Annotated in this window: 17 protein-coding genes; 14 read left to right on the top strand and 3 right to left on the bottom strand. The window is 29.9% G+C overall.

The window, feature by feature from the left end; all coding sequences use genetic code 11:
• Positions 1-251: 251 nt before the first annotated feature.
• Positions 252-443, bottom strand: coding sequence for a 50S ribosomal protein L28 (gene rpmB / locus BM384_RS02545; RefSeq protein ID WP_090010673.1), 192 nt, complete (start codon positions 441-443; stop codon positions 252-254).
• Positions 444-664: 221 nt separating this feature from the next.
• On the opposite strand from rpmB, the gene BM384_RS02540 reads away from it, so the two are divergent.
• From BM384_RS02540 to BM384_RS02515, 6 genes are all read left to right on the top strand, one after another.
• Positions 665-1015, top strand: a complete 351-nt coding sequence (locus BM384_RS02540) for an Asp23/Gls24 family envelope stress response protein (RefSeq protein WP_090010670.1) — start codon at positions 665-667, stop codon at positions 1013-1015.
• A 9-nt stretch (positions 1016-1024) separates the two neighbouring features.
• Positions 1025-2662 carry a DAK2 domain-containing protein gene (locus tag BM384_RS02535; RefSeq protein ID WP_090010667.1) on the top strand — a complete coding sequence of 546 codons (1638 nt, stop codon included), beginning with the start codon at positions 1025-1027 and terminating at the stop codon, positions 2660-2662.
• 52 nt (positions 2663-2714) lie between these two features.
• The gene (gene recG, locus BM384_RS02530) at positions 2715-4748 is read left to right on the top strand and encodes an ATP-dependent DNA helicase RecG (protein ID WP_090010664.1); all 2034 of its coding nucleotides are present in this window, start codon (positions 2715-2717) and stop codon (positions 4746-4748) included.
• A 93-nt stretch (positions 4749-4841) separates the two neighbouring features.
• Complete coding sequence (rsmD, locus tag BM384_RS02525) at positions 4842-5390, top strand: 16S rRNA (guanine(966)-N(2))-methyltransferase RsmD (protein WP_090010662.1); 549 nt, start codon at positions 4842-4844, stop codon at positions 5388-5390.
• Between the two features lie 12 nt (positions 5391-5402).
• The gene (coaD, locus tag BM384_RS02520) at positions 5403-5885 is read left to right on the top strand and encodes a pantetheine-phosphate adenylyltransferase (RefSeq protein WP_090010659.1); all 483 of its coding nucleotides are present in this window, start codon (positions 5403-5405) and stop codon (positions 5883-5885) included.
• Positions 5886-5924: 39 nt separating this feature from the next.
• Positions 5925-6458: an ATPase gene (locus tag BM384_RS02515; protein ID WP_090010654.1), complete on the top strand. Its 534-nt coding sequence runs from the start codon at positions 5925-5927 to the stop codon at positions 6456-6458.
• Here BM384_RS02515 and ylbJ read toward each other — a convergent pair.
• Together ylbJ and BM384_RS02505 are read right to left on the bottom strand one after the other, a co-directional pair.
• Positions 6438-7616 (bottom strand): sporulation integral membrane protein YlbJ, encoded by a 1179-nt coding sequence (gene ylbJ, locus BM384_RS02510; protein ID WP_090010650.1) that lies wholly within the window; start codon positions 7614-7616, stop codon positions 6438-6440. The two genes, BM384_RS02515 and ylbJ, sit on opposite strands and share 21 nt — an antisense overlap.
• 55 nt (positions 7617-7671) lie before the next feature.
• On the bottom strand, positions 7672-8877 hold the full coding sequence (locus tag BM384_RS02505) for a nucleotidyltransferase (RefSeq protein ID WP_090010646.1): 1206 nt from the start codon (positions 8875-8877) through the stop codon (positions 7672-7674).
• Positions 8878-9114: 237 nt separating this feature from the next.
• Here BM384_RS02505 and pta point away from each other — a divergent pair, with 237 nt between their 5' ends.
• The 8 genes from pta to BM384_RS02465 all read left to right on the top strand — a co-directional run bounded on the left by pta (position 9115) and on the right by BM384_RS02465 (position 15413).
• On the top strand, positions 9115-10116 hold the full coding sequence (pta, locus tag BM384_RS02500) for a phosphate acetyltransferase (protein ID WP_090010643.1): 1002 nt from the start codon (positions 9115-9117) through the stop codon (positions 10114-10116).
• A 106-nt stretch (positions 10117-10222) separates the two neighbouring features.
• The gene (locus BM384_RS02495) at positions 10223-11416 is read left to right on the top strand and encodes an acetate kinase (RefSeq protein ID WP_090010640.1); all 1194 of its coding nucleotides are present in this window, start codon (positions 10223-10225) and stop codon (positions 11414-11416) included.
• 99 nt (positions 11417-11515) lie between these two features.
• Entirely contained in the window at positions 11516-12028 is a 513-nt protein-coding gene (locus tag BM384_RS02490; RefSeq protein ID WP_090010637.1) for a YceD family protein, read from the top strand.
• Between the two features lie 2 nt (positions 12029-12030).
• A complete protein-coding gene (rpmF, locus tag BM384_RS02485; RefSeq protein WP_090010634.1) occupies positions 12031-12213 on the top strand; it encodes a 50S ribosomal protein L32 in 183 nt (60 codons plus the stop codon).
• Between the two features lie 65 nt (positions 12214-12278).
• Complete coding sequence (gene plsX / locus BM384_RS02480) at positions 12279-13271, top strand: phosphate acyltransferase PlsX (RefSeq protein ID WP_090010631.1); 993 nt, start codon at positions 12279-12281, stop codon at positions 13269-13271.
• A 106-nt stretch (positions 13272-13377) separates the two neighbouring features.
• Complete coding sequence (gene acpP / locus BM384_RS02475) at positions 13378-13608, top strand: acyl carrier protein (RefSeq protein ID WP_090010628.1); 231 nt, start codon at positions 13378-13380, stop codon at positions 13606-13608.
• Between the two features lie 103 nt (positions 13609-13711).
• A complete protein-coding gene (gene rnc / locus BM384_RS02470) occupies positions 13712-14410 on the top strand; it encodes a ribonuclease III (protein WP_090010626.1) in 699 nt (232 codons plus the stop codon).
• On the top strand, positions 14403-15413 hold the full coding sequence (locus BM384_RS02465) for an elongator complex protein 3 (protein ID WP_090010623.1): 1011 nt from the start codon (positions 14403-14405) through the stop codon (positions 15411-15413). Before rnc ends, BM384_RS02465 begins: the two co-directional genes overlap by 8 nt.
• The last annotated feature ends 22 nt before the right edge of the window (positions 15414-15435 follow it).

The raw sequence follows: 15435 nt of genomic DNA, 5'->3' as shown, positions 1-15435 counted from the left end.
GCACTTCCGAACAAATGGTTTGATGAAATCAAACTATTTGACATGTCTAAGGTAGAAACAGCAGTTTTGCATTATTATAAAGAATAATGGAGATTTATCAAGAGCCGTGTGCGAGGCCCGCATGCACGGTTCTGTGAGAGGAAAGACCTCAGAAAAAAATATTTCTGAGGTTCACCTACTCGATAAATAAAAGAAGTATAAAAAAATGCATTAATAGGATATATTAACGCATTTTTCTATTTGAACCCTTATTATAGTGCTCTTTCAACTTTTCCAGATCTTAAACATCTTGTACAAACATGAACTGTCTTTGGAGTTCCGTTAACTAAAGCTTTTACTTTCTTTATGTTAGGAGCCCAAGTTCTCTTTGATTGACGATGTGAATGGCTGAATTGAACTCCGGCAACTACGCCTTTGTTACATATTTCGCATCTTCTTGCCATTTGAAAACACCTCCTTGTTATGTGAAGATAAAATCTCTTCAATAGGACAATAAGAATTTTATCATAAAGTGAATAAAAAAATCAAGTGTTATATAAAATAATTTATAATAATATTAATAGTAATTGTAATAACATAAATAATTATTGGAATATAAATCTTGAATAATATATTTAACTAAGATAAAATAGTACGTAAGGAAAAAGTAAGAGGAGGAATTGTAATGATTGGATTTTCTAAAGAAAATGGTGAAATACATTACTCTGATGAGGTCTTAGCAAAAATAGTTGGATTATCAACTATGGAGTGCTATGGTGTTGTAGGAATGGTATCTAAAAACGCTAGTGAAGGTTTTTGGGAACTTATGAGAGTAGAAAATTTAAGCAAAGGTGTTAAAATAAATTGCACTGAAGATAATAGATTAAATATAGAATTATATATAATGGTTGAGTACGGAACTAGAATATCAGTAATAGCCAATAATATAATTCAAAAGGTAAGATATAGTGTAGAAAACTTTACAGGATTAAAAGTTTCTGCTATAACCGTTAATGTTCAAGCGGTAAGAGTGTAGGAGGTAGAAATGGAGTATATATCAATTAATGGCCGTGATTTTTATAACATGGTCGTAAATGCCAGTAATAGATTATCAGAGGAAAGTGAGTTCGTAAATTCACTAAATGTTTTCCCTGTTCCGGATGGAGACACAGGTACTAATATGTCAATGACATTTAAAGCAGCTGTAAAGGAAATAGAAAACATGAACTCAGATTCTATTGGGGAAGTGTCAAAAACTCTTGCAAAAGGAGCTTTAATGGGGGCAAGAGGAAACTCAGGTGTTATTCTTTCTCAAATACTTAGAGGTTTATCAAAGGGCTTAGCAGGAGTAGATGAAGCTGATGCTGGACAAATAGTAGCAGCATTTAAATCTGGGTGTAATTCTGCTTATAAAGCAGTTATGAGACCTACAGAAGGTACAATACTTTCTGTAATAAGAGCAGCAGCTGAAGCAGGAATGGAAAGTAATAAAACTAATATAGTTGAATTATTAGAAGAAATTACAGCAGCTGCTAAAGTAATGCTTGATAAAACACCAGATCTTCTGCCAGCTTTAAAGAAGGCAAAAGTTGTAGATTCAGGGGGAATGGGATTATACATCATATTACAAGGAATGACTGCAGCTTTAAAAGATGATATAAAGGCTGAAATTAAAGATGTAAAAATATCAGAAGGTGGTAATGTAGGTGCTAAATCCACTGTAGAAGCTGATATTAAATTTGGATACTGTACTGAATTTATAATTTTAGGAGATGCATCTAAAGCTGAGAGTTTCCAAGATGAAATAGAGTCTTTAGGAGATTCAATGATAGTAGTTGGATATGAAGATGTTATTAAAGTTCATATTCATACTAATGATCCTGGAGCTGTACTTTCAAAGGCAGTAAAAATCGGAGAATTATCTAAAATTAAAATAGATAATATGAGAGAAGAACATAGAGAGCTTCTTTTAAGTGAAGAAGAAATAAAAGAAAATTCTACAGAAGAAGCAGTATTAGAAGAAAGTAAAAAATTTGCATTCATAACTGTTGCTATGGGAGATGGAATAACAAAAATATTTAAAGAACTTGGAGCTGATTATGTAATTGAAGGCGGCCAAACAATGAACCCATCTACTCAAGATATGTTAGAATGTATAAATAAGGTTAATGCTGAACATATATTTATTTTACCAAATAATAAAAATATAATAATGGCAGCTAATCAAGCGGCTGAAATTTCAGATAAAGATGTAAGAGTAATTCCAACAAAATCAATTCAACAAGGTGTTACATGCTTAACTATGTTTAATGCAGATAGTGATGCAGATAACAACGAAGAAGAATTAAAAGAAATTATGGAAACTGTTAAATCAGGATCTATAACATATGCAGTTAGAGATACTGAAATGGATGGTCTTGTAATTAATGAAGGAAATATCTTAGGCTTACAAGAAGGTAAGATTACAGAAGTAGGAACTGAAAAGTTTGAAGTTACTGAAAAGATTCTAGAAAAAATGATAGATGAAGATAGCGAATTAGTTACTTTATTCTATGGTAATGATGTTACTGAAGAAGAAGCAGAAGAATTTGTGTCTAAATTAGAAGATAAATATGAAGATATAGATTTCCAATGCTATAAGGGAGATCAGCCTTTATATTATTTTTTAATGTCAGTAGAATAAATTTGTTTAAGAAGCACCTTAAATGGTGCTTTTTATTTTGAGGAGAATTATTATGGATATATACAGTTCAGTGTCATCCCTTAAGGGGGTTGGGCCAAAGGCTAGTGAAAAGCTTAATAAAGCAGGGATTTTTAATATTCTTGACTTATTATTATATTTTCCAAGAGATTATGAGTTTTTAAGTGGAAATCCAGAGTTTAATGAAATAGACTGTGAAGAAAAGCAGATATTAACATGCACAGTTAAAAAAATAGGTAGTGCTATTAGAACTAGAAATGGTAAATACTTAGTAACTATAGAATTTGAATATAAAGGTCATAAGGTTGAAGGTAAATGGTTTAATCAGCCCTACATCAGAAATAATTTTAGACTTGGATGTGATTATAGTCTTTTAGGGAAGTTTAAGAGAATAGGCAATATGCTTGAAATAGTTAATCCTATAATTGGAGGAAATGTAGTTTTAAATAGTGAAATAAAACCTATTTATCCACTTAAGGGAGATTTGACAGATAAGTTTCTTACAAAACAGATAATTTCTGTACTTGAAAATATTAAGATATCTGAAAATCTTCCGAAAGAAATACTTGAAAGATATAAACTTATCTCTTTAGATAGCGCTATACGAGAAATACATTTTCCAAAGGATAAAGAATTATTAAACAGTGCTATAACAAGATTGAAGTTTCAAGAGTTATTCACATATTCCATGAAGCTTCTTCTTTTGAAGCATAATATAAAAGGAAAGTCAAAAGGTATTAGCTTTCCATGGAATGATAAATTATCAGAACTTAAAAAAGCACTTCCATATGAACTTACTGGTGCCCAAACAAGGGTAGTAAGAGATATTTTAAGAGATCAAAAAAGTCCTCTTCCAATGAATAGATTAGTTCAGGGGGATGTAGGTAGTGGTAAAACTGTTGTTGCACTAATAGCAATATATAATGTATATACTAATGGATATAAAAGTGCCTTTATGGTTCCTACAGAAATTCTTGCAAATCAACATTATGAGGAAGCTAAAAAACTTTTATCTCCCTTTGGAGTAGAAATTGAGCTTTTAACTGGAAGTACTTCTGCAAAAGAAAAGAAGCGAATTAAAGAAAGAATTAAGGAAGATGGACCTTTAGTTGTTATTGGAACTCATGCACTTATTCAAGAAGATGTGGAATTTAATAAGCTTGGTCTTGTAATTACTGATGAACAGCATAGATTTGGGGTAGAGCAGAGAAGTAAACTTATAAATAAAGGGTTAAGGGCAGATTGCCTCGTTATGACAGCTACTCCTATACCAAGAACTCTTGCTTTATACCTTTATTCAGACCTTGATGTCTCTGCTATAGATGAACTTCCACCAGGGAGAAAGAAAATTGATACAAGATTCTTTCAAGAGTCAGCAAGTGATAAAGCTTATAAACTTGTAATGGATGAAATTGATAAGGGAAGGCAGGCTTATATTGTATGCCCTCTTATTGAAGAAGATGAAAAGGAGCAACTTAATTCTGTTGAAAGTGTTTATAGAAAACTAAAGGATGGAATATTTAGAGATATAGAAGTTGAAATTCTTCATGGAAAGATGAAACCTCAAGAAAAGGATGAGATAATTACAAGATTTAAAGAAAATAAAACTAAGGTTCTTATATCAACAACTGTTATAGAGGTAGGAGTTAATGTGCCTAATGCTTCTGTTATGATTGTTGAAAATGCTGAAAGATTTGGATTGGCTCAGCTTCATCAGCTTAGAGGTAGAGTTGGAAGAGGGGAATATGAATCTTATTGTATTCTTATAGCTAATGCTAAGACTAATACTACTAAAAAGAGAATGATGATAATGACTGAATCTACAGATGGTTTTTATATTTCAGAGCAGGATCTAAAACTTAGAGGTTCTGGAGAAATGTTTGGAATGAAGCAAAGTGGTACTGAAGGTCTTCTTTTAGCAGATATATATGAAGATATGAATATTTTAAGATGTGCTAGAGGGGAAGCTAATAAAATTTTAGGTAATATTAATGAAGAGAATAAGAGAATGGTATATGAAATTTCAATGGGACTTGAAAAAAGCAGTAAATATATTTGTTTTAATTAAAAGCTTTTGTTGTATATAAAAAGGAAATTGTATATACTTATTTAGTACGATATAATGAAATATGACACAAATAGTCAAGGAGGCAAAAATAAAGTGAGAATAATAGCAGGTAAGGCAAGGGGACATAAGCTGCTTTCGCCAGCAACTATGGAAACAAGACCTACTTTAGATAGAGTTAAGGAAGCTATGTTTAGTTCTATACAAATGCAGATTCCAGGAGCAGTAGTAGTAGATGTATTTGCAGGAACAGGAAGCTTAGGACTTGAAGCTGCAAGTAGAGGAGCAAAGGAAGTATACTTAGTGGATAAAAGTCCAGTAACATACCCATTATTAAAGAAAAATATTGAAAACTTAAAGTTTGGAGATTTTTGTACTTCATTAAATATGGATGCTTATGAAGCTTTAAAGAAGTTAAATAATAAAGGGATTAAGTTTGATATAATATTTGTTGATCCACCATATTGTAAAGAAATGATTCCTGAAGCTTTGAAAATCATTGAAGAAAATGATATGCTTAATGAAGATGGGATTATAGTAACAAAAATAGACTCAATTGAAGAAATTTATGAAGGATACAATAAGATAAGGATTTCTAAGAGTAAAAGGTATGGTAATACTACTGTATGTTACTATAAATACTAAGGGGGATTAATAATGAAAATTGCCGTTTATCCAGGAAGTTTTGACCCTATAACTTTAGGTCATTTGGATGTAATAAGAAGGGGGGCTAAAATTTTTGATAAGGTAATTGTTGGAGTTTTAGTTAATGTTAATAAAAGTGGGTTATTTGATATTGAAGAGAGAGTTGAACTTATTAAAAAAGCAGCTAAAGATATACCAAATGTTGAAGTAATGAGTTTTAATGGTCTATTAATTGATTTTATGAAACAATGTAATGCAACTGTTATTTTAAAAGGATTAAGAGCTTTGTCAGATTTTGAATATGAATTTCAGATGGCCCTTATGAATAATAAACTTGATCCAGAAATTGAGACATTATTTATGATGACATCATCTCAATATTCATATTTAAGTTCGTCAGCAATAAAGCAAGTTGCTAAATTTAAAGGAAACTTAAGTGGTCTTGTGCCAGAAGAGGTTATCCCTGATATAATAGAGAAAATTAATAGTAAGTAATGTTTGAGTGTGGGATGAGGTGGTGTTGTGAGTAAATCGATGGATGGTAACGTTGTTGAACTTCTTGAGTATCTACAAGATACAATAGAAAGTTCTCCTAGGGTACCTATGAGTGGAAAGACAATGATTGATAGAAAAGAGATTTTGGGAATTATTACCGAAATAGTCAACTATCTTCCAGAACAATTTAAAAAGGCTCAATGGGTATTAGATGAAAGAGATAGAATTTTAAGTGAAGCTAAAAAAGAATATGATTCTGTAAAAAAAGAAACTATAGAAATGATGAAAGAGAATGTTGAGAATCATGATATAGTTAGGGAAGCAAACATAAGAGCAAAGGAAATAATTTCGGCAGCTAAAAGAGATGCTAAAGTTATAAGACTTCGTTCAAGAGATTATTCAGATGAAATTTTAACTCAGCTTGATAAAGAAATTGAAAAGAAAAAGGAAGAGCTGATACAGTCACTTCAACAAAGTTTTGAACAGGCTGCAAGTGATTTAGATCAAAAAATAGGTGCTACCAGCTCTACCATAAAAGAAAATATTAAAGAATTAAGAGATATGAAAAAGTAATTTATTAAATATTTTTAATATAAGGTACATGAATAAAATTAATATGGTAGGTACTATATAATAATAAATACTAAAGTTACTTGTAGTGCTTGAAACTATTGATGAAGTTTCAAGGCTAGTAAGGGTTAGTTTTGAAAGTATAAATGTAATTATAAAGCTTAATATACCTTGTATAAATTTAAGTAGTGAGTAATTTAAAAGTGAAACCTTATGTTCACTTATAAAGGAACTAACCTGAGCAATTATGCATATCCCTGAAAATGAGCATAAAAAGCTTATTATGCTTAATTTTAGTGGTAATGCAAGATAGGACTTTGAAATTAAACTACATCCATTTGTGATTTCAATGCTTCCTAAAAATAAAGAATATAATGAATTTTTTTCTAAGTTTAGAAGTAATTCGAGTTTATAAAAAACAATGCTTATATAAGTATTGTTTTTTATTATACTTATAATTACTGAGAATATAACAATAAAAGCGCCTATGGTTATAGATGTTTTTACAGCATCATTTATAGAAGTTTTAAATTTTGTACCAAAGTCTACATTTGAAGAATGAAAAGATATAGCTTTTTCTAAGTATAAAGGTTTTGCATTCTTTCTTATTAGAAAACCAATTATTAAAGGAGCGATATAGTTAGAAATTAATAAAATATATGCAAATTTAATGTTTCCAAGCATAGATATTGCAACAGGCCCTATAATGAATAATGGACCACAGTTAGTTGCTATATTTAAAAGACGAAGATATTCTTCTCTTGATATAAAATTTTCTTTATAAATGTCTGAACAGTATTTAGCTCCAAGCGGATAACCACATAGTATGCTTGCAGTTATAGGAAAGGCTGAAGCTTTAGAAAGTCCAAGAGGTTTGCATAAAATTGGACCTAAAATTTTAGAATACAAGTCTATTCCATTATAAGAAATTAATAAATTACATATGACTAAAAAGGGAAATATAGTTGGCAGTATTGAATAAAACCATAGTTTACATCCTTCAATAGAGGCAGTTATTGAATTATTTATATCTAGCACAAAAAATATAATTAGAAGAGTAAGAAAAAAACATATTATGTAATTAGAATTTATTTTTAGTTGTTTAATTAAAAGAATAGTTAAGATAATTATAAAAAGCCATAGACATATAATATAAAACATAAAATCACTCCTATCTGATATATTTATATTTTCTAAGGCTTTACTTTATTATATTTTATTTTAAATATATTGGACTTTTTAAGTAGTCTTCATAAGGAGAAATTGATGGATTTATAATTGAATAAGCTTTTGTACCAAGAATATCTAATTCTAATTTTTTATTTTGAGTTTTTTTAGGTACTTTAGTTATTATATCTATAGAACTTTTGCTTTTCATTTCTTTTAATATTTCTCTACCTCTAGAATTGAAAGCAAGAGGACGGATATAATCATCAAAATTATTAATAATTGATTTTAAATCATAATTTTCAAGGCCTATAAAAAAGCTTAATAAAATTCTACTTATTCTTGTATAGGTATATCTTTTGCTTTTTACCTTTAAAATTAGTTCGTTTATATCTTTTGAATTAAGAATTTCTTTCAATATTTTATTGTCAATCCCTTCTGAAACGTCAGATATATTGTTAATTTTTTCACCTTCTATTATCAATTTGTATCTTAAATAGTTAAAAATATCATTTTCAAATGTAAAATTGTAATTATTGCACTGAAGATTATAAAGATAATCATAAGTTGCTTTTGGAACAAGATTTTTTAGAGCTTCTATATTTTTTTTCTCTAAAAGAATTTTTCTAATTGCAGTTGCAGATGAAAAACTTTTTGATATTTTTGTGTCATTATAGTCAGCTCCAGTTCGTTGTATTGTTCTTGGGACAATAGAGCTATCTAATTTAATTAAAGATTTTATATATTCAATTCCCAATATATTATTTGATTTTGATAAAATTTCTGAAATTTCTATATGGGATAAATAATCCTTAAGGGCAAAACTTCTTGCTAAGTGGAAAGGAAGTCCTTCATTTAAATAAGATTTTAATGAGTTTTTAAAATCTTCAGGTTCATAAGTAAGGGTTTTAGAAACCTTTGTTAATGAATTTATATCTCCACATTCACTACCAAAATACAAGTTATTAATAACTGAAGAAGAATTTAATATTTTACATGCACCATAAGCAAAGCCTTCAGCAGAAGATATTGAGTATATTAAAGGAAGTTCAATTACAAGATCAACTCCATTTAATACTGCAATTTCAGCTCTTGACCATTTATCTAAAAGCCCTGGAGTTCCTCTTTGCATAAAGTTACCACTCATAATGCACACTATGCCGTCAGAGTTTGTGTCTTTTATGGCATTACTTAGATGATGCTCATGTCCTTGGTGAAAAGGATTATATTCGGTAATAATTCCAGTTAAATTCATAATAAAAATTCCTCCATATTAACATAATAAAAGTATTATAGCATAAGTTGGATTTAAAATAAGAATTAAAAAAATAAGGTTTAACAGATTGTTAATAAAAAAACGTTGTCTGATAATTTAGATAATTTTTAATCTAAAGACTTTATGAAAATAGCATATTTTGTATTGAAATTTTATATGTTTAAGGAGTATATTAGTATTATGTAGACAGACAGTCTTGAAAGGAGAAATAAACTTATGGAACTTATGAACAAAATTTTTGAAGAAGCAAAAAGGGATAAAAAGAGAATAGTATTACCAGAAGGAAATGAAGAAAGAACTTTAGTAGCTGTTCAAGAAATAGAAAGACAAGGTATAGCTGATGCTGTATTAATAGGAAATAAAGAAGAAATATTAGCTAAGGCTAAGACTTTAGATGTAGATTTAACAGGAGTTGAAATAATCGACCCAGAAGAATCAGAAAAATTAGGAGCATACGTTGAAGCATTCTATGAATTAAGAAAGAACAAAGGAATGACTATGGAAAAGGCTGATAAGATAGTTAGAGATCCTTTATACTTCGCAACAATGATGGTTAAACTTGATGATGCAGACGGTATGGTATCAGGAGCAGTTCATACAACAGGAGACCTTTTAAGACCAGGTTTACAAATAATTAAAACTGCACCAGGTGTATCTACAGTATCAAGTTTCTTTATAATGTTAGTACCTGGATCTAAGTACGGTGAAGATGGATTATTATTATTCTCAGACTGTGCAGTAAATCCAAATCCTAATGAAGATCAATTAGCTGCAATAGCTATAGCAACAGCTGAAACAGCTAAGAACCTTTGCAAAATGGAACCAAACGTTGCTATGCTTTCATTCTCAACAATGGGAAGTGCTGATGGAGAATTAGTACAAAAGGTTAGAAACGCAACAGAAAAAGCAAAAGAATTAAGACCTGACTTAAATATTGATGGTGAATTACAATTAGATGCTGCAATAGTTGAAAAGGTAGCAAGCCAAAAAGCTCCAAACAGTAAAGTTGCAGGAAAGGCTAACGTATTAGTATTCCCAGATTTACAAGCAGGAAACATTGGATATAAATTAGTTCAAAGATTTGCAAACGCAGAAGCAATTGGACCTATCTGTCAAGGATTTGCAAAACCAATCAATGACTTATCAAGAGGATGTAACTCAGACGATATAGTTAAGGTTGTTGCAATTACAGCAGTTCAAGCTCAAGCAACTAAATAATTAATTAAATAATAGGTTACTTTAATAAAGTAAGTTATATAGTTATTGGATAAAAAAGTGGAGATTATTAAATAAATTAGTGTTTTTAAAAGAGGGGGATATACTAATGAAAGTATTAGTAATTAACTGTGGAAGTTCATCGTTAAAATATCAACTTATAGATATGGAAAATGAAGAAACTTTAGCTCAAGGATTAGTGGAAAGAATAGGACTACCAGGATCAAGTTTAGTTCAAAAAGTTAATGGTAATAAACATAAGATTGAAGAAGATATGAATGATCATAAAGAAGCTATGAAACATGTATTAGATCTTCTAGTAGATGGGGAATTTGGAGTGATTAAATCTTTAGATGAGATATCAGCTGTTGGACATAGAGTTGTTCACGGAGGAGAAAAATATCTTAAGTCAGTTTTAGTTGATGATAAGGTTATGGAAGATTTAAAAGAATGTGTTAAATTAGCTCCATTACATAATGGACCAAATAGAACAGGTATAGAAGCATGTAAAGCCTTAATGCCAAACACACCAATGGCACTAGTATTTGATACAGCTTTCCATTCATCAATGCCTGAAAAATCATTCCTTTATGCACTTCCATATGAATTCTATGAAAAGAATCATATTAGAAAATATGGTGCACATGGAACAAGTCATAAATATGTATCTTTAAAAGTTGCAGAAGTTATGGGTAAAGAATTAAAAGACTTAAAAATAATTAGCTGTCATATCGGTAACGGAGCAAGTATTACAGCTGTTAAAGATGGAAAATCTATTGATACAACAATGGGATTTACACCACTTGATGGTTTAGTAATGGGTACAAGATGCGGTAGCATAGATCCATCAATAGTTACTTATTTAATCACTGATTTAGGTTATACTGCTGAAGAAGTAAATGAAATAATGAATAAAAAATCAGGTGTTTTAGGAATAACTCAAATGAGTTCGGATTTAAGAGACCTTAAAGAAGCAGCTTATAAACATGGAGATAAGAGAGCTCAGCTTGCTTTAGATATTTATGCTTATAAGATAAAACTTCAAATTGGTGCTTATGCAGCAGCATTAAATGGGCCTGATGCTATCATATTTACAGCAGGTATCGGAGAAAACTCATGGGAAACAAGAATCGATATATTAGAAGGTCTTGAATACATGGGAGTAAAATTTGATAAAGAAAGAAATAATGTGATGGGAGAATTAGCAGAAATTTCTGCAGCAGACTCAAAAGTTAAAGTTTTCGTTATCCCAACTAACGAAGAATTAATGATTGCAAAAGAAACAGTAGATTTATTAAAATAATCTCTTGACTTTTATTCACTCACTTTATATAATAAATTGTGTTTGTTCAGTAAATATTTTAGTTAAGGAGTGAAAAGGCTCTTATTTAGAGTCGTTTTTATGAAGATACGATTTTCAGACTTAATATCAAAAAAAGAAAGAAAAAAAAGTATTTCCTATAAGTTTGATCTTGAACCTTTCAATTTTGAAGGAGAGATGATTAAACCAGTTTCGCAAGTTGCAGTTGAAGGACTAGCAACATCTGATAGTGAAATTGTAGTTATTAAAGCTCATATTAAATGTGATTTAGAACTTAAGTGTTCTAGATGCCTAGAGGCCTTTATCTATCCAGTAGATATTGATATAGAAGAGAGGTTTACAAATGATATGTCTTTATTAGATGAAGACGAAGAACTATCTTTTGTAAAAGATGATGTGTTAGACATCTCGGAAGTTGTTGAAAGTTCAATAGTTTCTACCTTGCCTATTAAAAGACTTTGCAGTGAAGACTGTAAAGGCCTTTGTCAAAGTTGTGGTGTAAACTTAAATAAGGAAAGCTGCAGCTGTAACAACGAAGATTATGATCTTAGATTTGAAAAGCTAAGAGCGTTGTTGAATAATAAGGAGGTGTAAGCATGGGAAATCCAGCAAGAAAGACATGTAAAGCTAGAAGAGATTCAAGAAGAGCTCAAACTTTCAAGGCAAAGACTCCAGGAATAGTAGAATGTCCTCAATGTCACGAAATGAAGTTAGCTCATAGAGTATGTAAGAACTGTGGTTACTACAAGAGCAAAGAAGTAGTAGTTACTGAAGAATAAAGAAAGTCTTATGACTTTCTTTTCTTTTTATATAGAAAAAAATATGAAAAAAAGGAGAAAAAATTATGAAGATAGCTATAGATGGAATGGGCGGAGATAATGCTCCACAAGCTGTAGTAGATGGAATGGTTCAAGCATTAAATGAATATTCAGATATAGAAGTATATATTACAGGGCCTAAAGAAAAAATAGAAGCAGAGCTTTCAAAACATAATTATCCTAAAGAAAGAGTGAAAATAGTAGATGCGACTGAAGTAGTTTTTACAAATGAGCATCCAGTAATGGCCCTTAGAAAGAAAAAAGATTCTTCTATAGTAAAAGCATTAAATTTAGTAAAGCAAGGGGAATGTGATGCTGTTATATCAGCTGGAAGTACAGGTGCTTTTTTGGCAGGATGTACTTTAATAGTGGGAAGAATTAAAGGGGTTGATAGACCTGCTTTAGCTCCAATTATGCCAGGAAGAAAAGGTAACTTTATGGTAGTAGATGTTGGTGCTAATGTGGATTGTAAACCTCAATATCTTGTGCAATTTGCAAAAATGGGGAAAATATATTATGAAATAATGTTCGATAGTAAAGATACATCTATTGGTTTAGTTAATATAGGGGTAGAAGAAGAAAAGGGAAATGAACTTACAAAAGCTACATACCAATTATTAAAAGAAGAAGATTTTAATTTTGTAGGTAATATAGAACCAAGAGATATTCCACGTGGCGAAGTTAATGTACTAGTTACTGATGGATTTGTTGGAAATACTGTCTTAAAAATGTATGAAGGATCAGCCTCTTCTATATTAGGTATAGTTAAGGATGAAATATATTCTTCTTCATTAATATCTAAGATAGGAGCTCTTTTATTAAAGCCAGTATTTAAAAATCTTAAAACTAAATTCGACTACACTGAAGTTGGAGGAGCACCTTTTTTAGGTGTTAATGGAATATGTATTAAAGCTCATGGAAGTTCTGATGGAAAGGCTTTTAAAAATGCTATAAAACAAACTAAATCTTTTTATGATAAAGGAGTTTTAGAGAAAATAAAGGAAGAGATTCAAAAATAAATTTCAAATAAAATTAAATATAAATTATGATTTTTTCCAAAGTTATATTGACGAATATATCTTTATATACTATTATCTTATTGAAAGAACTTTGGAGGTGAAATTTATGTTTGAAAGAGTGCAGGAAATAATAGCTGATAAGTTAAGTGTAGATGCTGAAGAAATTACAATGGATTCAGAATTTATTGAAGATTTAAATGCTGATTCTTTAGATATAGTAGAACTTATAATGGCTTTAGAAGATGAGTTAGAATTAGAAATTCCAGACGAAGATGTTGAAAAATTTGTGAGTGTTGGAGATGTAGTTAATTATATTAAAGAACATCATGAAGAATAATATAATCCCGCTGTTATTTTGCGGGATTTTAATTTTAGTTTATTCTTGAATTTGTTAGTAAGCCCTGAAAATTGAAGAATAAACTTTTGAGGAGAGTTTAAAAATGAATGAAAATGATATAAACCAGGTGGAGAGTGCGTTAAAAGTAAAATTTAATGATTATAGTTATATAAATATTGCTTTAACACATAGCTCTTATGCTAAGCAGTTTAAAGATGGATGTTATAATGAAAGACTTGAATTCTTAGGAGATTCAGTGCTTCAGCTATGTGTAACAGAATATCTTTTTACTAACTATAAAAAGAAAGCAGAAGGAGAACTTACTAAATTAAGAAGTCTTATAGTATGCGAAAATTCTCTTTATGCTGTAGCTCAAAATATTGGCCTTTCAAAATTTATTAAAATGAGTAAAGGTGAAGAACTTACTGGAGGAAGAGAAAGAAAATCTATACAAGCAGATGCTGTAGAAGCTGTAATAGCAGCTATATATTTAGACAGAGGAATTAAAGAAGCTAATAAATTTATTTTAAGAGAATTTAAGAGCATAATAGATAAGGCTATAAAAAATAAAATAATTTTAGATTTTAAAACAAGATTACAAGAATATCTACAAGAAGGTGGAGAAATAGAAATAGTTTATGATTTAGTTAAATTTGAAGGCCCACCACATAGAAGAAAGTTCTATGTTAATGTTGTAGTTAAAAATAAGCTTATGGGATCAGGGTCAGGCTTTAGTAAAAAGGAAGCAGAACAAAATGCAGCAAAACAAGCACTAATAACAATGGGGGTAATTGATGAGTAAAAATTATTACATTATACCTGTTTTTGTTCCCCATGAAGGTTGTCCACATGATTGCGTATTTTGTAATCAAGATAGAATAACAGGTGTAAAGGATAAGGTTACAGCAGAAACTGTATATAATATATTAGATGAATATTTAGGAACAATAGATAAAAGTAATGCAACTGTTGAAGTATCATTCTTTGGTGGAACTTTTACAGGAATAAGAGAAGAAAAGCAAAGAGAACTTTTAAGTGTAGCTAAAGAATATAAAGAAAAAGGACTTATAGACAAAATTAGAATGTCAACAAGACCTGATTATATTAATGATTATATACTTGCATACTTAAAGGAATATAAAGTTGACATTATAGAGCTTGGAGTACAGTCTTTAGATGATGAAGTTTTAATTAAGGCTGGTAGAGGACATACAGCAGAAGATGTTTATAAGGCTTCAAAGCTTATAAAAGATTATGGAATAACTTTAGGGCATCAGATTATGCCAGGGCTTCCAGGAGATACTTTTGAAAAAGATAGAGAAACAGTTAGAAAGTCTATAGAAATGAAACCTGATATATGCAGGTTATATCCGTCTTTAGTTATTAAGGATACTCCTATGGAACTGATGTATGAAAGAGGGACATATATTCCTTATACATTAGATGAAGCTACTGAAATCTGTATGGAACTATATAAGATGTATACTGATGCAGGAATAAATGTTATAAGAATAGGGCTTCAGCCTACTGATGAAATTGCAGAAGGTAAAGATGTTGTAGTAGGTCCTTTTCATCCAGCATTTAGAGAACTTGTAGAAGGTCGTCTTTTAGCTGATAAAATTAGAGAGGCATCAGAAAATAAACCTTGTAGTTTAACTATTCAAATCAATCCAAAAGATATAAGCAAGCTTTATGCTAATAAAAAAGTTTACTTTAATAAGCTTATAACTGAAGGATATAAAATAAAGGTTCTTCAAAAAGAAGATGTTATAAGAGGAAGTATTTTAATAGAAAAGAATAAATAAATTTATTATGAAAATATAATAA

The sequence above is a fragment of the Clostridium sp. DSM 8431 genome (assembly GCF_900116755.1).
GTDB lineage: Bacteria > Bacillota > Clostridia > Clostridiales > Clostridiaceae > Clostridium.
The sequence above is the reverse complement of the archived record's forward strand: the minus strand, read 5'-3'. Positions and strand labels throughout refer to the sequence as shown.